The organism is Pontibacter sp. JAM-7 (assembly GCF_048548695.2).
In the GTDB taxonomy this organism is placed as follows: domain Bacteria; phylum Pseudomonadota; class Gammaproteobacteria; order Pseudomonadales; family Balneatricaceae; genus Neptuniibacter.
In genome coordinates, this window is record NZ_JBLYIF020000001.1 from 195,221 (window position 1) to 217,859 (window position 22,639).

General features: G+C 53.6%; 16 protein-coding genes. 4 read left to right on the top strand and 12 right to left on the bottom strand.

The features are described from left to right. Nucleotides 1–8: 8 nt before the first annotated feature. From ACFVYJ_RS00885 to ACFVYJ_RS00925, 9 genes are all read right to left on the bottom strand, one after another. Nucleotides 9–1,787, bottom strand: coding sequence for an acyl-CoA dehydrogenase (locus tag ACFVYJ_RS00885; RefSeq protein ID WP_419414294.1), 1,779 nt, complete (start codon nt 1,785–1,787; stop codon nt 9–11). 98 nt (nt 1,788–1,885) lie between these two features. Next, nucleotides 1,886–2,815 (bottom strand): electron transfer flavoprotein subunit alpha/FixB family protein, encoded by a 930-nt coding sequence (locus ACFVYJ_RS00890; RefSeq protein WP_419414295.1) that lies wholly within the window; start codon nt 2,813–2,815, stop codon nt 1,886–1,888. A 10-nt stretch (nt 2,816–2,825) separates the two neighbouring features. Then, nucleotides 2,826–3,575 (bottom strand): electron transfer flavoprotein subunit beta/FixA family protein, encoded by a 750-nt coding sequence (locus tag ACFVYJ_RS00895; protein ID WP_419414296.1) that lies wholly within the window; start codon nt 3,573–3,575, stop codon nt 2,826–2,828. A gap of 64 nt (nt 3,576–3,639) precedes the next feature. Continuing rightward, the gene (locus ACFVYJ_RS00900; RefSeq protein ID WP_419414297.1) at nt 3,640–5,286 is read right to left on the bottom strand and encodes an acyl-CoA synthetase; all 1,647 of its coding nucleotides are present in this window, start codon (nt 5,284–5,286) and stop codon (nt 3,640–3,642) included. 22 nt (nt 5,287–5,308) lie between these two features. Beyond that, nucleotides 5,309–6,229 (bottom strand): branched-chain amino acid ABC transporter permease, encoded by a 921-nt coding sequence (locus tag ACFVYJ_RS00905; RefSeq protein WP_419414298.1) that lies wholly within the window; start codon nt 6,227–6,229, stop codon nt 5,309–5,311. Between the two features lie 10 nt (nt 6,230–6,239). Continuing rightward, nucleotides 6,240–7,127 (bottom strand): branched-chain amino acid ABC transporter permease, encoded by an 888-nt coding sequence (locus tag ACFVYJ_RS00910; protein WP_419414299.1) that lies wholly within the window; start codon nt 7,125–7,127, stop codon nt 6,240–6,242. Between the two features lie 55 nt (nt 7,128–7,182). Further along, entirely contained in the window at nt 7,183–8,382 is a 1,200-nt protein-coding gene (locus ACFVYJ_RS00915) for an ABC transporter substrate-binding protein (protein ID WP_419414300.1), read from the bottom strand. A gap of 60 nt (nt 8,383–8,442) precedes the next feature. Beyond that, nucleotides 8,443–9,156 carry an ABC transporter ATP-binding protein gene (locus ACFVYJ_RS00920; RefSeq protein ID WP_419414301.1) on the bottom strand — a complete coding sequence of 238 codons (714 nt, stop codon included), beginning with the start codon at nt 9,154–9,156 and terminating at the stop codon, nt 8,443–8,445. Next, entirely contained in the window at nt 9,153–9,935 is a 783-nt protein-coding gene (locus ACFVYJ_RS00925) for an ABC transporter ATP-binding protein (RefSeq protein ID WP_419414302.1), read from the bottom strand. The genes ACFVYJ_RS00920 and ACFVYJ_RS00925 overlap by 4 nt, the downstream gene beginning before the upstream one ends. A 183-nt stretch (nt 9,936–10,118) precedes the next feature. Here ACFVYJ_RS00925 and ACFVYJ_RS00930 point away from each other — a divergent pair, with 183 nt between their 5' ends. From ACFVYJ_RS00930 to ACFVYJ_RS00945, 4 genes are all read left to right on the top strand, one after another. Beyond that, a complete protein-coding gene (locus ACFVYJ_RS00930) occupies nt 10,119–13,001 on the top strand; it encodes a cache domain-containing protein (RefSeq protein WP_419414303.1) in 2,883 nt (960 codons plus the stop codon). Beyond that, on the top strand, nt 12,994–13,695 hold the full coding sequence (locus ACFVYJ_RS00935) for a response regulator transcription factor (RefSeq protein WP_419414304.1): 702 nt from the start codon (nt 12,994–12,996) through the stop codon (nt 13,693–13,695). The genes ACFVYJ_RS00930 and ACFVYJ_RS00935 overlap by 8 nt, the downstream gene beginning before the upstream one ends. A 16-nt stretch (nt 13,696–13,711) precedes the next feature. Continuing rightward, the gene (locus tag ACFVYJ_RS00940) at nt 13,712–15,589 is read left to right on the top strand and encodes a sigma-54-dependent Fis family transcriptional regulator (protein WP_419414305.1); all 1,878 of its coding nucleotides are present in this window, start codon (nt 13,712–13,714) and stop codon (nt 15,587–15,589) included. A 176-nt stretch (nt 15,590–15,765) separates the two neighbouring features. Then, nucleotides 15,766–16,656, top strand: a complete 891-nt coding sequence (locus ACFVYJ_RS00945; protein ID WP_419414306.1) for a transporter — start codon at nt 15,766–15,768, stop codon at nt 16,654–16,656. 138 nt (nt 16,657–16,794) lie between these two features. On the opposite strand, the gene ACFVYJ_RS00950 is transcribed toward ACFVYJ_RS00945, so the two are convergent. From ACFVYJ_RS00950 to ACFVYJ_RS00960, 3 genes are all read right to left on the bottom strand, one after another. After that, nucleotides 16,795–18,504: a methyl-accepting chemotaxis protein gene (locus ACFVYJ_RS00950; RefSeq protein ID WP_463254739.1), complete on the bottom strand. Its 1,710-nt coding sequence runs from the start codon at nt 18,502–18,504 to the stop codon at nt 16,795–16,797. 97 nt (nt 18,505–18,601) lie between these two features. Further along, nucleotides 18,602–21,556 (bottom strand): CHASE3 domain-containing protein, encoded by a 2,955-nt coding sequence (locus ACFVYJ_RS00955; RefSeq protein ID WP_419414308.1) that lies wholly within the window; start codon nt 21,554–21,556, stop codon nt 18,602–18,604. 75 nt (nt 21,557–21,631) lie between these two features. Continuing rightward, a complete protein-coding gene (locus ACFVYJ_RS00960) occupies nt 21,632–22,573 on the bottom strand; it encodes a GGDEF domain-containing protein (protein WP_419414309.1) in 942 nt (313 codons plus the stop codon). Nucleotides 22,574–22,639 lie beyond the last annotated feature (66 nt).

Below are 22,639 nucleotides of genomic sequence, written 5' to 3' on the forward strand. Positions count from 1 at the left end.
GGATGTCCTCAGAGCTGTTCCACAGTCAGGGCAAAGGTTGCCGACAGGCCGCTACTAAGGATTTCGGCGTGTTGACCGACCCGAGGCAGGTAGTGTTGAGCGTAGAATAGAGCGATCGATTGTTTTGCCTGCAGGAAAGCATCACCGTACGCGTTGTCTGTTGCCTCAAGCGCGGCAGCCTGCAGGGCGGAGCGGGCCAGTAGCCAGCCACCGCACAGATAACCCATCAGCATCAGGAAGTCGTAGCTGACACAGCCCGCCTGCTGACGGTTGCCAGCGTTGCTCAGAACCCAGGCTTTTGCCGCCTCAGCCTGTTGGATGGCATTGCTCAATTTGCTCCCCAGCTGGTGCAGCGTTTTATTATCACTAGCCGACAGGATTTCTGCAGTGGTCAGCATCTCCTGCAGCAGGTCGATAAGTGCCTGACCCTGATCCGACAGGGTTTTACGGCCGATCAGATCCAGTGCCTGAATGCCGGTGGTGCCTTCATAGATGGGCAGAATGCGGGCGTCACGGTAGTGCTGGGCGGCGCCGGTTTCTTCCACAAAACCCATGCCGCCATGCACCTGAATATTCAGTGAGGTGAGCTCTTGTGCCAGTTCAGTCATCCAGCCTTTGACAATCGGGGTGAGCAGCTCCGCCCGCGGTTTGGCTCTGGCAGCACTGTCATTACTGCTGTGACTGAGGTCGACCTCTGCGGCGGCGATCAGCGCCAGTGCTCGCATCGCTTCACAACCGGACTTCATGGCCATCAGCATGCGGCGTACATCAGCATGTTCAATAATTGGTATTTTGCTGCCGTCAGGTCGGTTGCCCTGCAGGCGTTCTTGAGAGAATAACAGCGCCTGCTGATAAGCCCGTTCTGATATCGACAGACCCTGTAGACCAACGCTCTGGCGGGCATGGTTCATCATAGTGAACATGTAGCTGAGGCCTTTGTTGGCTTCGCCCACCAGATAACCGATGGCACCGCCATTATCACCAAAGCTCATGGTGCAGGTAGGACTGGCGTGGATGCCCATCTTATGTTCCAGCGAGATACAGTGGGCATCATTCAGCTCACCCGGTTCACCATTGTCGTCCAGCAGAAACTTGGGCACGATAAACAGGGAGATCCCTTTAACTCCGGCTGGTGCGTCCGGCAGGCGTGCCAGTACCAGATGCACGATATTCGGTGTCATCTGGTGATCGCCCCAGGTGATAAAGATTTTTTGTCCGCTGATCCGGTAGTAATCAGCTTCAGGTACCGCCCTGGCGGCCACCGCAGCCAGATCAGACCCGGCGTTGGGTTCGGTCAGGTTCATGGTGCCGGTCCACTCGCCGCTGATCAGCCGGGGCAGGTATTGCTGCTGCAGTGTTTCACTGCCATGGGCAATCAGTGCTTCCACAGCTCCCTGGCTCAGCATCGGACAGAGGGCGAATGACATATTGGCAGCGTGCCACAGTTCATTGACTGCGGTACCGATTACATTGGGCAGCCCCTGGCCGCCAAATGCTAAAGGCGCGGTGAGGGTGGCCCAGCCGTTTTCCATAAACTGCTGATAAGCCTCGGCAAAACCGGCACTTTCCAGTACCTTGCCATCTTCCAGCCGGGTACCGTTTTTATCGCCCTGGCTGTTCAGGGGGGCCAGTACATCACTGGCCAGTTTGCCGGCTTCTTCGACAATCACATTCGCCAGCTCAGTGTTGATTTCATCCAGTTGCAATTCGGCACAAAGCCGATCCAGTTCGACCAATTGTTCCAGCACAAAACGGGTGTCTTGCAGAGGGGCGTTGTAGATGCTCATATTTGTCTCTCAGTCCTGCCTGTGGCAGCGAAAAAAGGCGGCGTGCCGGCCCAGACGGCACAGATTGCCGGCGCGCCACCAAAAGCTTATCGGGATGCTCAGAGCTTGCTGGTCAGCTCCGGCACAAGGTCGAACAGATCACCCACCAGGCCATAATCGGCCACGCCGAAAATTGGTGCTTCCTCGTCCTTGTTGATGGCCACGATGGTGCCGGACTCCTTCATGCCGGCTAGGTGTTGAATAGCGCCGGAAATTCCCACGGCTATGTACAGCTTCGGAGCCACCATCTGACCGGTCTGACCAACCTGCAGGTCGTTGGCGACATAGCCGCTGTCCACGGCGGCGCGGGATGCACCCACCGCAGCGCCCAATGTGTCCGCCAGTTGATAGATCAGGTCAAAGTTTTCTTTGGAGCCAAGGGCGCGGCCACCGGATACTACAATCTCGGCACTGCTCAGCTCAGGCCGGTCGGACGCGCTTACACTCTGGCGGATAAAGCGGACTTTGGCTTCGGGTAGATCAACTGTCGGGGTGGTCACGGAGGCACTGCCAGCTTCGCTGTTCAGTGGTGCAAACGCCGTGCTGCGCAGGGTAATGACCAGCCTGCTTTCACGGCTTTTTACCGTGGCGATGGCGTTGCCGGCATAGATCGGGCGTTTAAAGGTATCCGGGGCCATGATGGTAATAATGTCAGAGATCTGGTTGACACCACACAGGGCAGCGATGCGCGGTGCTAGATCTTTACCGAAGGAGGTAGAGGTCAGCAGGATATGGCTGTATGCCCCGCTCAGTTGGTGGACCAGTGGCGCGATCAGTTCCGCCAGAGGGTGCTCCAGTGCGCTATTGTCGATTTTCAGTACCTGGTTTAAGCCGGTCAGTCGGGTCGCACTGTCACACAGGGCATCAATACCCTGGCCGGCAATCAGCAGATCGGTCGGCTGATTCAATTGGGAGGCCGCACTCAGGGCGGACAGGGTGGCACCCTTCAGTGTCTGGTTGTCGTGTTCTGCAATAATCAGGGTTTTCATGTCGGCCTCCTTAAATGACCTGTGCTTCGTTGCGCAGTTTGTCCAGCAGCTCATCCACTGTTGCCACCTTGATACCTGCCTGACGTTCGGCTGGTGGCTCAACACCCAGCAGCTCAAGGTTGTTGCTCAGGCTGATAGCAAGTTCTTCCAGGGTTTTCACAGCCAGCGGTTTGCGCTTGGCCTGCATGATTTTCGGCAGGGCAGCAAAACGGGGTTCGTTCAGACGCAGGTCGGTGGTTATCACGGCTGGCAGGTCCAGTTCCAGCGTCAGCAGGCCACCATCTACTTCGCGGGTCACTTGGGCTTTGCCTGCGGCGATTTTTACCTCGGAGGCAAAGGTGGCCTGTGGACAGTCGAGCAGCGCCGCCAGCATCTGGCCGGTCTGGTTGTTGTCGGAATCGATCGCCTGCTTGCCCAGCAGGAACAGGTCGGCCTGTTCGGCTTCATTCACTTTGGCGAGGATGCGGGCTACATCCAGTGAAGAGGGAGCGGTGTCGGTTTCTACCTGAATACCGCGGTCGGCGCCCAGTGCCATAGCATAGCGAATCTGTTCCTGACAGGCTTTCGGGCCTACAGACACAACCAAAATTTCACTGACAATACCGGCTTCTTTCAGGCGTACCGCCTCTTCAACCGCGATCTCACAGAATGGATTGATCGACAGCTTGGTGTTGGTCAGATCCACATCACTGTGGTCCGCTTTAACCCGGACTTTGACGTTGTAGTCGATGACTCGTTTAACGGCGACTAATGCTTTCATTACGGTACCTCGTTAACGTGCCCCCGGTCGACATGCGCCGGAGGTTCTGTATTTTTTGGACGGGTTATTTGGTTTCAGCCTGTGGATTGTTGGCCCGATCACGCAGCAGGAACTTCTGGATCTTGCCGGTTGAGGTTTTTGGCAGCGGCCCGAAAAACACGTTTTTCGGTGCCTTGAAGTGAGCCATGTGCTCGCGGCAGTATTTGATGATCTCCTCGGCGGTGACCTCTTTATCACCGTCTTTCAGGGCGACAAAAGCACAGGGCGTCTCGCCCCATTTGTCATCAGATTTCGCCACTACTGCCGCTTCCTGAATCAGCGGGTGACCATAGAGCACATCTTCCACCTCGATACTGGAGATATTTTCACCGCCGGAAATAATGATGTCCTTGGAGCGGTCCTTGATCTCGATGTAACCGTCTGCATGCCAGACAGCCAGGTCGCCGGAGTGGAACCAGCCGCCGTCGAATGCCTTGGCCGTGGTTTCCGGGTTTTTCAGGTAGCCTTTCATCACCAGGTTGCCCTGCATAAAGATCTCGCCCATGGTTTTACCGTCTTGAGGAACCGGCTGCAGGGTTACGGGATCAGCCACCATCAGGCCATCCAGCATTGGCGCACGCACACCCTGACGGGCTTTGAGGCGGGCTTTCTCTTCCAGGGTTTTGTTGTCCCACGCTTCATGCCAGGCACAGACTACGGAAGGGCCGTAGGTTTCGGTCAGGCCGTATACGTGGGTCACTGAGAAGCCCAGTTTTTCCATACCGGCAATTACCGGAGCTGGTGGCGCTGCGCCGGCGGTCATCACTTTGACTTCGTGTTTGATACCCGTTTTCATGCTGTCATCCGCAGAGTTCAGCATGTTCAACACGATAGGCGCGCCACAGAAGTAACCAACTTTCTCGGTTTTGATCAGGTGGAAAATATGATCAGCGCGAACATGGCGCAGGCTGACACTGACACCGGCCATGGCAGCAATGGTCCAGGGGAAACACCAGCCGTTACAATGGAACATCGGCAGGGTCCAGAGATATACAGGGTGCTGCTGCATCCCCCAAGATATGGCGTTGCTGACCGCATTTAGGTACGCACCGCGATGGTGGTAGACCACCCCTTTGGGATCGCCGGTGGTACCAGAGGTATAGTTCAGCGTGATAGCGTTCCACTCATCTTTTACTTTTGGCCAGATGAATCCAGCATCACCGGTCTCCAGAAAGGCTTCATAGTCAGTGGTGCCGATCAGATCACCTTCTCGGTAGTAAGGATCATCGATATCAATGACGTAGGGCTTGTCGTCCAGTCGTTCCAGCGCCTGACTGGCAACCTGGCTGAATTCACGATCAACAATCAGCACCTTGCAGTCGGCATGCCGCAAAATAAAGGCGACTGCTTCGGCATCCAGCCGGATGTTGATGGAGTTGAGCACAGCACCGCTCATAGGGACCCCAAAATGGGTTTCAAAGTGTTCCGGCAAGTTGGGGGCCATGATGGATACCGCTTCACCTTTTTTGACGCCCAGCTGTTGCAGAGCACTGGCCAGACGGCAGCAGCGCTGATAAACCTCACGCCAGCTGCGACGGATTTCGCCGTGTATCGTAGCGATTCGGTCCGGATAAACGGTGGCGGCGCGCTCCAGATAGGTGAGTGGCGACAGCGCGGTATAGTTGGCCTGGTTCTGATCCAGGTCGGTCTCGAAGGCTGAGTTATTATTCATGTGATTCCCTCGTCGTTGAAGCTTAGAAATTGTCACGGCGGAACTTGGCCAGCTGGCCGACAATGCCGCTACGGAAACTTAGAACGCAGATCACGAATACCGCGCCCATGATGATGTGGAGATAGTTGCCAAGCTCACCACCGGACAGATAGTTCTGCATGGTGACAACAACACCAGCGCCGACCAGTGGCCCGAAGATGGTGCCGACCCCGCCGACCAGCGTCATCAGGATCACTTCGCCGGACATGTGCCAGTGCACGTCCGTGAGGGATGCCAGTTCAAATACCAGGCACTTGGTGGCACCGGCCAGACTGGCCAGAGCAGCGGAAATAATAAAGGCGATCCATTTGTATTGGTGTACGTTGTAGCCCAGCGAGATAGCCCGGTCTTCGTTTTCCCGAATTGCTTTCAGTACTTGGCCGAAGGGTGAGTGCACCGTACGGTTAATCAGCCAGAAACCGAAGATAAAAATGGCCAGCACGAAGTAATACATCACGGTGTTGTTGGACAGGTCGATCAGACCGAACAGTGCACCACGTGGAACCCCTTGCATGCCGTCTTCGCCACCGGTGAACGGTGCCTGGACATAAAGAAAGAAGATCAATTGAGCCAACGCCAAGGTGACCATGGCGAAATAGATACCTTCCCGTTTCACTGCCAGCTTGCCATAGACCGCGCCCAGCAGGCCGCCCGCCAGTGTGCCAGCGATGATGGCCAGTTCAGGTGTCAGGCCGCTGTTGATCATGAGCCAGCCGGTGACGTAACCACCGGTGCCGAGAAATGCAGCATGGCCAAAAGAGAGCAGCCCGGCAAAACCCAGTAACAGGTTGAAAGCTGCAGCAAACAGTGCAAAGCAGAGTATTTTGGCAAGAAACACCGGATACAGCGCCAGCGGAGCCAGCAGTGCCAGCGCCAGAAGAATAAAGAGGGTCATTTTTTTCATCGTTGTGTCCTCAGGCCGCTTTGCCGAACAGGCCGGCCGGTTTCAGCAGCAGCACAATCACCATCACCAAAAAGATTACGGTGGTGGAGGCTTCCGGGTAGAAATATTTGGTCAGACCTTCCACCACACCCATGCCCAGTCCGGTGAAAATGGCACCACCGATGGAGCCCATGCCGCCGATCACAACAATGGCGAACACCACAATTAATATGTTGGAGCCCATATCCGGTGAAACTGAGTACACTGGAGCGGCCAGCACGCCAGCCAGTCCTGCCAGTGCTACACCGAAACCAAAGGTCAGGGTGACGATCAGTGGTACGTTGATACCGAATGCCTGAAGCAGTTGCGGGTTTTCTGTTCCCGCCCGCAGATAGGCACCCAGTTTGGTTTTTTCAATCATCCACCAGGTGCCGGCACAGACCACTACGGAGACCAGGATGATCCAGGCGCGGTAGTTGGGCAGGTACATGAAAGGCAGCTTGGTACCGCCTTTCAGGGCTTCAGGAATGGCATAGGCTTGTCCTGAAGAACCGAATAAATGGGTAAAGATGCCCTGAATCATCAGTGCCAGGCCGAAGGTCAGCAGCAGACTGTACAGATGATCCTCGTTGGCGATAGGTCGGATCAGAAAACGTTGCATCAAAATGCCGATCAGACCTACGGCCAGGGGTACCAGAATCAGGGCGAACCAGTAGTTGAGTCCCAGGTATTCCAGTCCCAACAGGGCGGCAAAAGCCCCCAGCATGTACATGGCACCCTGGGCAAAGTTAATGATTTTCAGCAGCCCGAAGATGATCGCCAGACCAAGACTGAGCAGGGCATAGAAGGAGCCGTTAATCAGCCCGATCAGCAACTGGCCGAACAGGGCAAACAGGTTGATATCGAATAAAGTTGCCATAGCGGTTCAACTACCTTGCGCGAGTAACAGGGGAGCACGTGGCTCCCCGCTGGGTTTAAGAGGAGAAGTTGCATGCCTCGGTTATCGGGTTGTAGGCCTGATCTCCCGGAATCACCTTGATGATCTTGTAGATGTCTTTATCGCTGTTACGCTCGGCCGGTTTTTTGATCTCTACCAGTAGCATGTCGTGCACCATACGGCCGTCGGCACGCAGGGTGGCGTTACGGGCAAAAAAGTCATCTGGGCTGGTCGCCTTCATCTGTTTCATTACCGCATCCGGATCATCGGTGCCGACAGCCTTGACAGCATTCAGGTAATGCAGGGTGGCCGAGTAGGCACCGGCGTGTGCCATGGATGGGATAGCGCCGTGTCGGGCTTCAAAACGCTGGCTCCACTCCCGGGCGTTGTCATCCATATCCCAGTAAAAACCGGTAGTCAGGCGCATGCCGCCGGCAGTATTAGGGTCCATTGCCTGGGCGTTCGGAGTGAATACCAGCAGACCGGCCACGTCCATGGATTCGGTCAGGCCGAATTCGGCAGCGGCGTTCAGAGCATTGACGGTGTCGTTACCGGCGTTAGCCAGAGCGACTACATCCGCGCCGGAGGACTGAGCCTGCAATACGTAAGAAGAGAAGTCGGTGGTACCCAGCGGCGCGCGGACGCTGCCAACCACTTCACCACCGTTTTCTTTGATGACATTGCTGGATACGCTCTCCAGTGCGTGGCCGAAAGCGTAGTCGGCGGTGATGAAAAACCATTTTTTCTTGCCGTCATTCACCATGTATTTCACGGTGCCGTTGGCCAGAGCGACCACGTTATAAGTCCAGTGGGCGATATAGGGCGAGCAGGACTTGGTGGTAAAGGCGTTTGAGGCTGAACCGGTGATCAGGGTGATATTCTTGCTGGCATTGGTGACCTGGGTGACAGCACCGGTGACGGCAGAGGAAACCAGACCGCCAATGGTATCTACCGCTTCACTTTCTACCCATTTGCGGGCGATGGCAGAGGCAATATCCGGCTTCAGCTGGGAGTCGGCGGTGACCAGCTCAATCGGTTTGCCCAGTACCTGACCGCCGAAATCCTCAATGGCCATTTCGGTGGCGGTGACACAACCGGGACCGCATAGATCGGCATAGGTGCCGCCCATATCAGCCAGAACGCCGAGCTTCACTTTACCATCGGTGGCGGCCAAGGTGCTGCCGACCAGTGTGCTGGCCATCATTGCAGTAAGGATGCGCTTGTGCAGGGTTCTCATCTTCATATCTCCGAGTGGATGTTTATTGTTATGGCTTCTCAAAGCAGATATTGGCCCCGGTTAGACTCCGAGGTAGGTGTTCAGTAATTCGGTTTTTGCGGCCAGCTCGTGGGCGGATATCTCTTCCACTATATGGCCGTGTTCCATCACGTAATGCCGGTCGGCAATGGGTGCCGCGAAGCGGAAGTTCTGCTCTACCAGCAGAATGGTCAGGCCTCGTTGCTTCAGCTGGGTCAGGACTTCGGCCAGCTTCTGCACAATCACTGGTGCCAGGCCTTCGGTGATCTCGTCCAGCAACAGGATGTTGGCACCACTGCGCAGGATGCGGGCCAGTGCCAGCATCTGTTGCTCACCGCCGGACAGGCGTGTGCCCTGGCTGAAGCGGCGTTCGTAGAGGTTAGGAAACATCTGGTAGATCTCTTCCACCGATACGCCATCGGAGCGTACCTCCGGTGGCAGCATCAGATTCTCTTCCACATTCAGGCTGGAAAAGATGCCACGCTCCTCGGGACAGAAACCCAATCCCAGGTGGGCGATCCGGTGAGCCGGTAGATTCATGGTGTCGTTGCCGTTGACCACGATCCGCCCGGTGCGCTTGCCGACCAGGTTCATGATTGATTTCAGGGTGGTGGACCGGCCGGAACCATTACGTCCCAGTAGGGTGACCAGTTCCCCCTGCATCACGGATAGGTCGATGCCGTGCAGGATATGGGATTCACCATAGAAAGCGTGTAGGTTCTCAATGCGCAGCTTCTCGCGATGGTTATGGCTCATGATACGGCCCTCACTTCATCAGCCTCGGTGCCCATGTAGGCCTCGCGTACCTGAGGGTCGGCGGAAACGGTGGCGTAGTCGCCTTCGGTGAGAATAGCGCCGCGCTGCAAGACGGTAATGCGGTCCGCCAGTCGAGATACCACGTGCAGGTTGTGCTCCACCATCAGAATGGTGCGGTTGTGCGAGACCTGTTTGATCAGGTCGGTGATCATCCCTACATCCTCATGCCCCATGCCCTGGGTTGGCTCATCCAGCAGCATCAGCTCTGGTTCAAGTGCCAGGGTGGTGGCAATTTCCAGTGCCCGTTTGCGGCCGTAGGGCAGGTCAAGTGTCTTGCTGTGGGCAAAATCCGCCAGACCGACCGAGTCCAGTAGCTCCAGAGCGCGACTGTTAAGCCGGTCGAGTACCCGGTCTGAGCGCCAAAAATGGAAGCTGTTGCCCTCTTTGCGCTGCAGGGCGATACGTACGTTTTCCAGCACCGAGAGGTGGGGAAACACGGCAGAGATCTGGAAAGAGCGGATCACGCCAAGCCGGGCAATGGCGGCGGGCTCCATGGTGGTAATGTCACGACCGTTAAAATGTATGCTGCCGGAGGTTGGCTGCAGGAACTTGGTCAGCAGATTGAATACCGTGGTTTTACCGGCGCCGTTGGGGCCGATCAGCGCATGGATATGGCCGCGGGTAATCTGCAGGTTGACGTCATCCACGGCGGTAAAACCTTTGAACGCCTTGGTCAGATTACGGGTTTCAAGAATGAAATCCTGATTCGACTGGGACATGATTGTTATTCTCTTCACAGTTAGAAGCAGCACTTCTGCTTCAGATCTTGTTGTTATGTGAAGAGACGATACGCAGTAATCTTTGCGCAACTATTTGGCAATTCTAACGAAATGTAACAAGTGGCAGGCGGGCACTGGACTTTATGCTACATTCAGTGACATATAACTATAACTATGCCGCCCATGTCTCAGATCTCCCCGATAACCCTGCGACTATTCCTGATGCTGTTGATCCTGGTGGGCAGCATTTTCGGTTCGATTTATATGTTCTCGGTGCCCCTCATCAAGAACAACGTTTTCGGCCTTGAGCTGCATGCCAACCGGCAGGTGCTGAATATTGTTTACGATCTGGCCAACCGCATCTACTTCAATACCGAAACCTATATTGAGCGCACCCTGGGCTATCACGAGCAGCGTTTGCGTTCGATTGTCGAGCTGTCGGAAAATCATATCCGGGCGTCTCTGCGGGAGGAGCGGGCTGAGGGCAAAACTGACCAGCAGATCTGGCCGGAAGTTTTCAGTCATCTGCGCGAGTTCAAGTTTGGCCATGACGACTATGTGTGGGTCGTGGATTACAACAACCGGATACTGGCGCACCCTTCATCCCGGTTCCATGACCGGGATATGCGTAATAAGGCTGACCCGTCTGTCAGCCAGTTTACTGAAAAGCTGGTGCAGCTGGCGCTGGATGAAGGCGAGGGGTTTTACAAATACCAGTGGTATCGGCTGGAAGACACTGAGGTCATCGATAAGTACTCCTATGTGAAAAACTTTCCGCAATGGGGGTTTGTGGTCGGAGCTGGGGTGTATATCGATGATGTAGAGCGGGAGATCCGGCAGCAGAAACAGAAGGCGGTGGCGGCAATCAGCAATGCCCTGAAGAACATCAAAATCGCCAATAATGGCTATCTGTATATCTTCGATTCACAAGGCAATATGCTGTTTCACCCCAACCCGAATATCCACGGTAAGAATTTTATAAACCAGCTGAATCCGGTCACCGGACATCCAATCTATCAGGATTTGATGGCGGTCGCAGATACCGGTGAAGAGCTGTTTTACAAATGGGACCGACCAGATGATCAAGGTAACTATGTCTATGAAAAACTCTCGCTGGTGCGGCATCTGTCCGGTTTTGACTGGTATATCAGTTCGTCGGTGTATCTGGATGATCTGAAAGCCAGCTCGGTACAGCTGAGCCAGCGGATTATGGCGATTGGTTTTTTTGGGCTGTTGGCCGGAGTGCTGGCAGCATTCTTTTTTGCCGAGTGGATCACGGCGCCATTGCGCAAACTGTCCCTGACCGCCTACCGTATTAGCCGAGGCAACCTGACGGCAAAAACCGGCATCCGGCGTAACGATGAACTGGGTACCCTGGCGGAATCGTTCGACTACATGGTAGATCGGTTGCGGGACAACATCACCTCGTTGAACTCCCGAGTGAAGGAGCGTACCAGTGAACTGTCAGAGAGCAACGCTCAGCTGCTGAGGGCCGTGCGGTCGCTGCAGAAAACCCAGAGCGAGCTGCGGGCGGTAGAGGAGCGGCAGCGACTGATTCTGAATGCGTTGCCGGCGCAGGTAGCCTATATGGATCAGGATCAATGTTTTGTGTTCGCCAACCGGGAATACCTGGAAATGTTCGGTGAAGACAAGCGCAGCATTGTTGGCCAGTCGTTGTTTCAGGTAATCGGTGATGTGATGTACCGGGACATCAAACCGTATATCGATCGTGCCTTGCAGGGTGAGCGGGTGGTATACGAGTACCCGATTCGGTTTCGCGGACGGGAGATTCTTACTCGCCGCACCGTATTGCCATTCAATAACGAGCAGGGCGAGGTGGTCGGTCTGCTTAATCTATCGATTGATATCACCAACGAACGCGAGACCGAACGTCGTCTTGCCGAAGCCAGCAAGATGAAAGCCGTCGGCCAGATGTCTGGTGGCCTGGCGCATGATTTTAATAACCTGCTGACGATTATCCTCGGTAATTTGCTGGAACTGCAGAATTATCCGCAGCTACCGGCCGAGCTGAACAGCAATCTGACTCCGGCGATCCGTGCTACCCGCCGGGGGGCTGATATGACGCGCAGGTTATTGGCGTTCTCCCGGCGTCAGCCGCTGACGCCGGCCCATATTCGACCACAGGAACTGATCAGCGATCTGGCGGAACTGTTGTCTGCACCGCTGCCGGAGAATGTCAGACTGACTACCCAGGTTGCCGATGATGCACCAAACATCTATTTGGATGCTGCCCAGATGGAGGATGCTCTGGTCAATCTGGCGCTGAATTCCGCAGATGCCATGCCTGCTGGCGGCGAGCTTTGTCTGCAGGTTAGGGGGCTGCGCTGCACCGACAGCATGCCGGAACTGACCGACTATGATGAGCCGGTTCCTGCGGGGGATTACCTGCATATTCAGGTCATTGATACCGGGGAAGGTTTTTCTGAAGATGCACTGCATAAGGCCTTTGAACCCTTCTTTACCACCAAATCCACCGGTGCGGGTTCCGGGCTTGGTCTAAGCATGGTGTACGGCTTTGTGAAACAGTCTCAGGGGTATATCCGGTTACAAAATCGTATTGGCGGTGGTGCCAGTGTGGAACTGCTGTTACCGGTTGCGGCTGATAATCTGATGGCAGAGGGGAGTGGCGTCGAAGCGACGCCATCCCTCACTGAGCGGATGCTCGCCAGTTCGCTGGTGCTGTTGGTGGAGGACAATCCTGATGTGCGACGGGTGGTCCGCAAACAACTGCTGACACAGAATTTTACCGTGTTGGAAGCCGGTACGGCAGATGAGGCCCTGCAGATTCTGTCTGGGGATATTGCTGATTTGGCCGGGGTAGTATCCGATGTGGTAATGCCAGGAGAGAGTGACGGTTATGCTGTGGCGGAGCGGGTGAAGCAGCTTTTCCCGCAAGCCTTTGCCGTACTGATGACCGGTTACAGTGAACCGCCGCCGGAGAAAAGTTTCACCTATAGCCTACTGCAGAAACCCTTTACTGCTGACAGTCTGACCAAGGCGATCAGCAGCAGCCTGATACATGAATCAGGGGCACAACATGACTAAAAAAGCACTGATTTATGTGATTGAAGATGAATCAGATCTAGGGAATCTTATCTGTTCCAGCTTAGGCAGCTACCATTTTGATACCCGCTATTTTGCTGATGGCAGCAGTGCTGTGGCAAGCCTGGAGCAGGAAAAACCGGCACTTTGTCTGGTTGATCTTAACTTGCCGGATATGGATGGCATTGAGCTGGTCAAACAGCTGCAGTATCAGCAGATCGGCATCATTATTGTATCTGGGCGAGACGCCCTGACCGACCGGGTGTTGGGATTGGAACTTGGTGCCGATGATTACCTGACCAAACCGTTCGAACCACGCGAGCTGGTAGCCCGGGTACAGAGTCTGTTACGCCGTATGCACCTGGCGGGGAAACCGGCAGTGGAGAAAACCCGCTGTGCACATTTTTCCGGCTGGACCTTCTACCCCGAATCCCTGGCACTCTACAGTGAGTTTGAAAATGAAGAGACCCTGAGCCGGGCGGAAGGCGACATGCTGCTCTCATTGTTGCAACACCCCTATCAGATTCTGTCCCGTGATCAGTTGCTGGGTGACAACATCATACCTTACGACCGCAGCATTGATGTGCGTATGTCTCGGCTGAGGAAAAAGCTGGATATCTATCCGGACCGGCCGGCACTGATCAAAACCGTCTATGGCGCTGGTTACATGCTGATGTGCAACGTGAGTTGGGATTGATCCCGGGGGGTGAGTGATGAGTAGGGGCCTGTTGGATTTTAATCGTAATATCAGTCGTACCCGGCAGCAGTTTTTTGAAGACCAAAACCCGGAAGTTAAGTTGGATGAGCTGGTGCGGAATTCTTGGCAGCGCTGTCAGGGGATGGGGCTAGGACACCGGGAACAGCTTGATTTTACACCGCTGAACCGAACCGAACTGAGCCGTATACAGGATCAGGACCGGCAGCTGATCGATTGTTTCAGCCAGGTGCTGCCGCAGTATCACCGCTTGATTGAGAACGCCGGTTATCTGGTGGTACTGACCAATGATAGGGGCATCGCACTGACTATTCAGGGAGAGCTCAGCCGGCATGACCGTGATACCCGGCATACCTTTCGGCCCGGTATCAGTTTTGCCGAAGAGAGTATTGGTACCAATGCAATGGGCTGTGCCATCAATTTCCGGCGTGAGGTCAGTATCCTCGGTGGTGAACATTATGTTGAAGCGATTACCGGCTTTCAGTGTGCTGCAGCACCCGTACTGAACCAAAGGGGTGAGGTACTGGGTACAGTGGATCTGTCCCGTTGTTCAGACCGGCCGGACTATGGTGCCAGACATATTGCCCGCAACATTGCTCGACAGGTGGAGCGGCAGTTGTTTTTCCGCCAGCCGGGTTTTCTTTCTCTGGAATTGAACCTCAGTGGTTTGCCCGTTGCTGTGCAGGATAGTAGCAGTAGCGGTGTGTTGTTGAGTTTTGACCAGGATGGCCGGTTACAGTCAGCCTGTTATCAGGCCCAGTGCTGGTTGGAACTGGAGCGGATGAGTGGCCCGGTGCAGTTTGAGGATATCTTTGAACAGTCCTTCAGCGACTGTGCCGGAATTGCCCCAGGTGGCTGTACACAGGTGCTGCGACTGCACTCCGGTTTGGATGTTATTGCCAGGCGTTGTCAGGCTGATTTGCTACCGCTGAATATATCGGCAAAAGCGGTACGGCCGTCGGTGCCGGAGTTCGGTGATCCCAGCATTGATCGGCAGTTATCCAAGGCGCTGGCTGCCTTGGAAGCAGATCTTCCGGTACTGATCAGTGGAGAAACGGGCACCGGCAAAGAGGTCTTGGCGCGAACCCTGTATCAGCAGAGTGGCCTGAGTGGACGTTTCATAGCCCTGAACTGTGCCGCGATTCCGGAAAGCCTGATTGAAAGTGAGTTGTTCGGTTATGAAGAGGGAGCCTTTACCGGTGCCCGCCGTGGGGGTGCCCGGGGTAAAATAGAACAGGCTGATAAAGGTGTGCTGTTTCTGGACGAGATCGGCGATATGCCGCTGACACTGCAGGCGAGGCTGTTGCGGGTGCTGGAAACTGGTGAAGTCAACCGCCTGGGAGGTGAGCGTAGCCGGATCAGTCGGTTCCGGTTACTGGCGGCCAGTCACAGGGATCTGCCGGATGCGGTACACCAGGGGGAGTTTCGTCAGGATCTGTATTACCGTATCAAAGGACTGAACTTGCATCTGCCGCCATTGCGTCTGCGCAGTCAATTGCCAAAGTTGGTCAATACCTTGGCAGGGCAGGTTTTGACCGAATCCACTCTGACAGCTGACGCCATGGCATGTTTGTGTGCATATACCTGGCCGGGCAACGTGCGAGAACTGATCAATAGCCTGCGGGTACTGCGGGTGTTCTGTCGGCATAAATCGCAGATCGCCGTTAGCGACCTGCCGGAAGAGATCTTTTCCGAAACGGTTTCCCAGCCACAGCAGGGAACCCTGCCGGAGGTGGAGCGGGGTCTGATTCTGAATGCTCTGAACCGGCATCAGGGGCAGGTGCCAGAGGTCGCCTTGGCGCTGGGTCTGAGCCGGGCAACGCTGTACCGAAAAATCCGCAGTTATGGTTTGAAACTGGATGATTTTCGTAGTTGAACCGTCAGTTTCAGATTGAGAAATCAACGGTCTCAGATTGAGACTGAGACGCCCGTTTTTTTACTCTAATATTATTTAATTCTTTTAAAAAACAAATGCTTATTAAGTTTCTCCTGAGCTGGCACATGTCTTGCTGATAGCTATCGGCACAACATAACAACTATAAGGAGAAACAAATGCCAAAATCTTACCCTGTCTGGTCAGGCCTCAAGGCTCTGACAGTTGCAGCTGCGATCACCACCGCATTGCCAGCCCATGCATTGGATGTGGATGCGGGTGATTATACCGCCTTGCCGGAAGGAACCCGTTTGTTTGCCCTGTATGGGCAATATGCTGAACGAGATAGTCTGCAGGTCGGTAATGATAAGGTTGCCGGGGATTACAGCCTGGACTCCGAGGTCGGAATACTTAGGGGGGTGTATTACACCAAGTTGGGTGATTATATTGTCGACCCTCAGTTTCTGCTGCCATTCGGTAAGCTGGAAGCCAAAGGGGATCTGGCCGGTCTGGGTGAAACTGACGGTTTCGGTGATCTGATTCTGGCAGCTACGGTATGGCTGGTGAACAAACCTGAAGAAAGAGAATATTTTGGTATCACCCCTTTCCTGTATTTGCCCACCGGAAGCTATGACAAGAGCGACGCATTAAATCTTGGTGAAAACCGTTACAAGCTGACAATGCAGGCGGGGTATATCAAGGGCTTAGGTGAGAAAACCACACTGGATTTGATTGGTGATGTCACTTTTTATGGTGATAACGATGATTTTACCGCTGATAAATTGACCCTGGAACAGGATGCCAGCTATCAGATACAAGCGTATCTTCGTTACAACATTACCCCTACGTTTGATCTGCGTGCAGGGATTTCAAAGTCCTGGCTTGGCGAGACGTCTGTCGAGGGTATCGATAATGATGATGCCGCTGAAATCACGAAATACCAACTAGGTTTTGGTTGGTTCTTTACGCCAACCACACAGTTGCTGGCGACCTATGGCAATGACATTTCAGTGGATAATGGGTTTAAAGAAAATACTCGGCTCAACTTAAGATTGTTGACCTTGTTCTAATTCGGCTGGCTTCCCCGTAAGTAACTGTACTGTGCCATTGTGCTGAAACCATACCGGGAGGCCTGCCGATCCTGTTTAAAGCGAACGCTCCTCGCCCCTGGAGTGTTCGCTTTGTGTGCTTATGGCTGAACAGGCCAGTCAGATTTTGAACTGACGGATATTCTGGTTCAATTCTTCTGCCATCTGGGCCAAGCCCAAGCCTGCCTGACAGGTTTCTTCAGCGTTGGCAGAGTTCTGATGGCCAAGGTCGTTGATGTGTTGCAGGTTACGGGTCATCTCTTCTACCACATGGCTCTGCTCTTCAGAGGCGGTGGCAATCTGGTTCGACATATCCGTGATGGAGGTCATCTGTTCGGTGACACGCATCAGGCTTTGTTCGGTAGTTGACGCACCGTCTACCAGTTTATGCGCCTGCTCCCGGCTGACTTCCATGGTTTGTACGGCACTTTTTGAGCCTTGTTGCAGAGTCGTGATGATCTGACCGATCTCGGAGACAGAGTCCTGGGTGCGAATTGCCAGGTTACGAACCTCATCGGCCACGACCGAGAAGCCACGGCCACTGTCACCCGCGCGGGCTGCCTCAATGGCGGCATTCAGTGCTAGCAGGTTGGTTTGTTCGGCAATGTCAGTGATCACCTGCAGCACCCGGTTGATGGTGGCGGTGTTCTCTTCCAGGCCACGAACCACGGCTGAGGAGTTTTCCAGTTCGGCCGCCAGCGAACGAATGCCATTCACGGTTACCTGCAGTGCACTGTTACCGCTATTGGCTTCTTCATGTGTGGTCTGCACTGATCCGGCTGCCAGCGTAATGTTGTTGGCAATTTCGTGGGCGGTGGCGCTCATCTCATGCATTGCTGCAGACAGGGTTTCTGATTCCTGCTGCTGCTGCGAAATATGGCCGCTGGTGACGTTCATGGTGGTGGCCAGCTCTTCTGAGGTGGCACTTAACTGATCACTCACAGACCCCAGGTTTTGAATCATCACCTGCAGCCGGGTACGCATCTGTTCCAGGTTATTTTGCAGGTGAGAGATTTCGTCGCTGCCATCGATATCCACCGTATGGGTCAGGTCACCTTCGGCAATACTTTGCATGGTGGCGATGGTGGCATCCAGGCGACGCACAATATTGGACGCGATGGTCGAGCTGATAAGAATACCGACAAGGGTGGCAACCGCCGCACTGATGGCCAGGATAATCAGGGCATTCTGTTCATGCTCCAGTGCCCTTTCGGTGGCATCGTGGGTCAGGGTTTCCACTGTCAGTAAGATGGCCTCAAGCTGTTTTGTCAGCTTATCAGCCTCTTCTTCGACATGAATCAACGTATTGTCGGTTGGTGCATATTGAGCTTGCAGTAAACGGAGGAGCTGTTGCTGGTGAGCTAACTGCCCGGTACGCCATTCTGTCAGTGCCACCATGATCTGGCTAACTTTTTCAGCTTGTTCCGGGGTGGCGGCATTCTTGATGGCTTGTTCGGCCTGGGGTTGCAGCGTATTGACGATTTTGGTGATCTGAGTACCCAGGTCTTGAATCTGGGCCACTTCATGTTGCTGGCGTTCGCTATGCGCCTGGCTGAGGTAGCTCTGCTCACTGTTTAAGCTGGGGAGTAGGTGGATTGCGCGCTCAAAGTGGATTTCCTGTTCAAGCTGGTAAACCGTTATGTGGGTTAGCTGTTCAGTAACAGGAATCGCTTCATGCGAGATATACGTCAGTTCTTGTTTAATACGATCCATGCTGACGATGGCGGTGGCGGCAATTAGCAGTGTAAGTACGATTAACAGACCTGATAGGCCAAATACTTTCAAACGCATGGATAACCGGTTCAATAAACCTATCATACGACTACTCAACTTAAGCTCTTGTGTGCACATGCTATCGGCGGCTAGCGCCAAGTCTGAATTGATTTTTATTTGAATTTCAGCTGGTTAAAACTAAAGTAGGCAGCTTTTAGTCCGTTTGGCTGTTTTTGATGCTGCTAAGCACCAATTGTGCATGTGATAAGTCAAAGGCTTTCAGTGCTGCAGCAAAGGCGGCAGCCTGAGTTGCAAATCCTTTGTGGCTAAGGTTGTAAGTCAGCGTATTTTGCATAACGGGGCTGATATAGCGGTGGCCACTCAGGCGTTCCAATGCCTGATTGATCAGATTGTTGAGTTCTTTCTCTTCAAGTAGCTCAGACGCGGTGGTTGTTATCTCAGGCACCATGCTGCGGAACTGGTTGAGGTGGTCTTCAAGTAATAGCAAAAGTCCTTGGCTATGGGGGAATTCACCTTCTGCCAATTCAAGTTCCATTCGCTCTGCTTCTACGGCTAATACATGGTCTGAGATGTTTCTGGCGTTGGTTTTAAGGTTGCGCAGAAATGATTGTATGCCGGTTTTATCGGCGGCGGCGAGGGCGAAGCGGTAGGCCTTGGTGGACTCGGCAAAGGTATCAACAAAACTTAACAGGCAGCTCTGTAACAGTGCAGGGTTGTTATTAAAGCGGCCCATGGCATCGTCAAAGTCAATGCAGGGAGGAAATACCAGATTTTGTCCGGTTATATTTGCCGGGTCGGCTTTTGGTTTGTCATACAGGCCGTGCTGCTGCAGGGCGGCGATAAACTCCGTTAGTTGAAACGGCTTCATTAGATAGTCATCCATACCGGCTGCCAGGCCTGCTGCTCGGTCCTCTTCCATGACTGAAGCCGATAAGCCGAAAATAACCGGTTGCTGCTTATCTTGCATGGCCCGTATGCGTTGGGTGGTTTCCATGCCATCCAGGCCATCCATATGTATATCCATTAGCACCAGGTCAAAACTGGCGGTCTGCAAGTGTTGCAGTGCCTCGACCCCGCTTAAGGTGCGGGTGATATTGACTTGCAGGTGGTCCAGAATACCTTCCAGTACGTCATGATTCAGAGTGACATCATCCACCGAGAGTATGCGCAGGTGAGACAGGTTATGTATACCTGCCGCTGCCTTGTTCGCCTGACCTGCTTGTCGGCCATGGGATGTTGATGTCAGACAGTTATACAGTCGTGACGGCGTCATCGGTTTGCTGATCAGCTCCACACCGGGTTTGTTCAGCTTGCTGCGCAGCTCTGAGGATAGCAGCGCGGGCACATGCATAATGATTTTGGGGCGTTGCGGTAATATGCGCTGAATTTGCTCCAACTTTAATGCAGGACTCTGGGTGACGTTGTCTGTTTTATCTTCAATATCAAACAATAGTACCTGAATCTTTTGCAAGGTCTCGGCTGGCAGGGCATGCAGCTGCGCCAGATCAGTGACATAGTCGGTTTTTATCTGCCAGCGTGGGGCGTGCAGTTTGACCATTTTCGGCAGCGTATCTTCTGTACTAAGTACCATCATGCGCAGGTCTGACAGGTTAAGGTCATCCAGCGTCTGGCTGTTGTCAGGCAGTTTTACGGGGACGGATAAGGTGAAGCAGCTGCCCTGATTGAGCGAACTGTCGACGGAAATTTTGCCACCCATCAGCATTATGAGCCGTTTACTGATTGACAAACCGAGGCCTGATCCACCATAACGGCGTGCGGTGGTGGAGTCGGCCTGCTCAAATGCATTGAACACGCGTGAACACTGTTCGGGCGACATCCCCACCCCGTTGTCACGGACGTTAATCAGCAGTTGGCAGTTGTCATCATTGCGACGGAAGTAAAGCATGACACTGACATGCCCGTACTCGGGTGTGAACTTAATGGCGTTACCCACCAGGTTGGTAACAATCTGGCTGAGACGCAGGGGATCGCAAATTACACTCAGGGGCATGCCGGGTTCGACAAAAATGCTCAGGTCGATATGTTTTTGCTCCGCGGGTATCGCGAAAATATCCACTGAGTCCTGGAGCAACGTTTCGATCTCGGTTTCCGCGTAACTGAGGGACAGGTTGCCGGCTTCAATACGTGACAGGTCCAGCACATCATTCAAAATGGCCAGCAGCCGTTCTGATGCTTGGTATGCTTTGTTGGCGTAATCCTGCTGGCTGGGTGCCAGTGATGCATCTTTAAGTAATTGCAGCATACCGAGAATACCGTTCATCGGTGTGCGGACTTCATGACTCATATTGGCAATGAAAGCTGATTTGGCCTGATTGGCTTGTTCAGCATCTAGCTTGGCGGTTTCGAGTTGCTGTTGCCGCGCAGACAGTTGTAGCTGCATATCGATAAAGCTGTTCCACAGCTGGCCAATTTCGCTGGTCTCTGTGCTGGGCTCCAGCTTTGTATTTTTTCCTTCGGCGAGAAGTCTGCTGGACTCGGTGAGTTGTTGTATGGGGCTGATTACACGTCGAGATACCAGTCTGGCAGAGATAAACAGCAGTGTCAGCAACAGACCGGTAACGATCAACAGAGATACGGTTTCTACTCGCGTGGTGTTTTGCAGCTTAGACTGCGACGCTTTCAGTTGTAGCTCACTGGCATAGAGTATCTGGCCCAGCTCAAGGCGCAGGGCGTCCATTACCCGTTTGCCTTGGTCGGTCGTAACGATTTGCATTGCCGCATCGTAGTCTTGTTGTTGTGTCAGGCGAATGGTTTTTTCCAGTTCGGTCAGTTTCTCAGTGACGAGCTGCCTGACAGTGATCATGCGTTGCTGCTGGAGGGCGTCTGACGCCGTTAGTTGATCCAGCGTGGTCAGTGTGTTTTCAATTGGCTGTAGGGCGTTATGGTAGGGTTCGAGATAATTGTAGCGCTGGGTTAACAAATACCCGCGCTGGCCGGTTTCGGCATCAACCAGGTGGATTAGCAGTTGGTCAGTTGCTGTGATTAATTGATGGTTATGCTCAAGATTAGAGCTGACGGTATCTTGAGTAACCCGGCCGGTAATAATCAGGGCAGCCAGTACAAGCACCATCATTACGGGCAGGACAATCACCAGAATGGTAAAGCGTTTCAGGGTGATGGATCGCATTGATGAGTGGCCTTTATATAAAACGGACGCCGTAACAGGCTAAAGAATAACTTACCGCTGGCGGAATGTAAGGCCTCAGGCGGTTTTTATTTCGTTGCTGGCGCTGCATACCAAGTTGCGCTGTCCGGTCTTTTTAACCTGCATCATGCAATCATCAGCGGTTTCAATTAGATTCCAGCCGGATGAATCAAATGAAGGCGTATTACTGGCGCAGCCGATGGTGGCACTTGGCTGAATATTTGTATGTTTAAACAGGTCTGCGGTTTGGCATAGGTTGCTGATGTCAAATCTGATGCGCTCCGCAATGGTCATAGCATCTTCCAGTATGGTATCCGGCAGTAATATCACAAACTCGTCGCCGCCATAACGCACCACAACATCCGACGGGCGACGGGCGTGGCTTTGCAGAATATTGGCGACGTAAATCAGGTATTCATCACCGGCTTTATGGCTTAATTGGTCGTTGACCAGTTTGAAGTGATCCATATCCACCATAAGTACACTGAATTCCCGCCGGTAGCGCATAGCACGGCGCCATTCATTGACCAGGCGTTCCTCTAATGCACGGCGGTTATATACCCCGGTCAGAGCATCTTTGACTGCCAGCTTGTTGAGTAACTCAGTTTTGCGTTTAAGGTCGATCAGCGTGCGAATTTTCGAGATCAGTACCAGCTCATGGTAGGGCTTGATCACATAATCCAGCGCGCCATTGGTAAACATCAGTTGGATATCCTGATATTGGTCGGAGGCTGAAACACAAATCACCGGAACATCGGATAGCTGGGGATGTTTTTTAATCTGTCTGAGGAGCTCATGCCCGGTCATATCCGGTAAATTGAGGTCGAGTAGAATCAGGTCGAAATGCTGGTCAAACAGACTGAGCGCGGTGTCACCCGTGGTGGCCAAAGAGATCTCAAAGCCATTGCTGTGAAGCATCTGTGACAGAGCTGTCAGGCAGACACGGTCATCCTCTATCACCAGCAAGTGGGGCAAGCTGTACTGCTGTAGTTCGGCCATGCCTGGAATACTCAGCTTTTTATATTTAAATTGATTGTTTAACTGTTGGAAGTCACAACCAAAGTT

Excerpts from the sequence above, each read along its gene's own strand:
- ACFVYJ_RS00935 (WP_419414304.1), top strand. The coding sequence starts at position 12,994 with ATGACTAAAAAAGCACTGATTTATGTGATTGAAGATGAATCAGATCTA.
- ACFVYJ_RS00910 (WP_419414299.1), bottom strand. The coding sequence starts at position 7,127 with ATGGCAACTTTATTCGATATCAACCTGTTTGCCCTGTTCGGCCAGTTG.
- ACFVYJ_RS00945 (WP_419414306.1), top strand. The coding sequence starts at position 15,766 with ATGCCAAAATCTTACCCTGTCTGGTCAGGCCTCAAGGCTCTGACAGTT.
- ACFVYJ_RS00920 (WP_419414301.1), bottom strand. The coding sequence starts at position 9,156 with ATGAGCCATAACCATCGCGAGAAGCTGCGCATTGAGAACCTACACGCT.
- ACFVYJ_RS00940 (WP_419414305.1), top strand. The coding sequence starts at position 13,712 with ATGAGTAGGGGCCTGTTGGATTTTAATCGTAATATCAGTCGTACCCGG.
- ACFVYJ_RS00925 (WP_419414302.1), bottom strand. The coding sequence starts at position 9,935 with ATGTCCCAGTCGAATCAGGATTTCATTCTTGAAACCCGTAATCTGACC.
- ACFVYJ_RS00890 (WP_419414295.1), bottom strand. The coding sequence starts at position 2,815 with ATGAAAACCCTGATTATTGCAGAACACGACAACCAGACACTGAAGGGT.
- ACFVYJ_RS00900 (WP_419414297.1), bottom strand. The coding sequence starts at position 5,286 with ATGAATAATAACTCAGCCTTCGAGACCGACCTGGATCAGAACCAGGCC.
- ACFVYJ_RS00885 (WP_419414294.1), bottom strand. The coding sequence starts at position 1,787 with ATGAGCATCTACAACGCCCCTCTGCAAGACACCCGTTTTGTGCTGGAA.
- ACFVYJ_RS00960 (WP_419414309.1), bottom strand. The coding sequence starts at position 22,573 with ATGGCCGAACTACAGCAGTACAGCTTGCCCCACTTGCTGGTGATAGAG.
- ACFVYJ_RS00905 (WP_419414298.1), bottom strand. The coding sequence starts at position 6,229 with ATGAAAAAAATGACCCTCTTTATTCTTCTGGCGCTGGCACTGCTGGCT.
- ACFVYJ_RS00955 (WP_419414308.1), bottom strand. The coding sequence starts at position 21,556 with ATGCGATCCATCACCCTGAAACGCTTTACCATTCTGGTGATTGTCCTG.
- ACFVYJ_RS00895 (WP_419414296.1), bottom strand. The coding sequence starts at position 3,575 with ATGAAAGCATTAGTCGCCGTTAAACGAGTCATCGACTACAACGTCAAA.
- ACFVYJ_RS00930 (WP_419414303.1), top strand. The coding sequence starts at position 10,119 with ATGTCTCAGATCTCCCCGATAACCCTGCGACTATTCCTGATGCTGTTG.
- ACFVYJ_RS00915 (WP_419414300.1), bottom strand. The coding sequence starts at position 8,382 with ATGAGAACCCTGCACAAGCGCATCCTTACTGCAATGATGGCCAGCACA.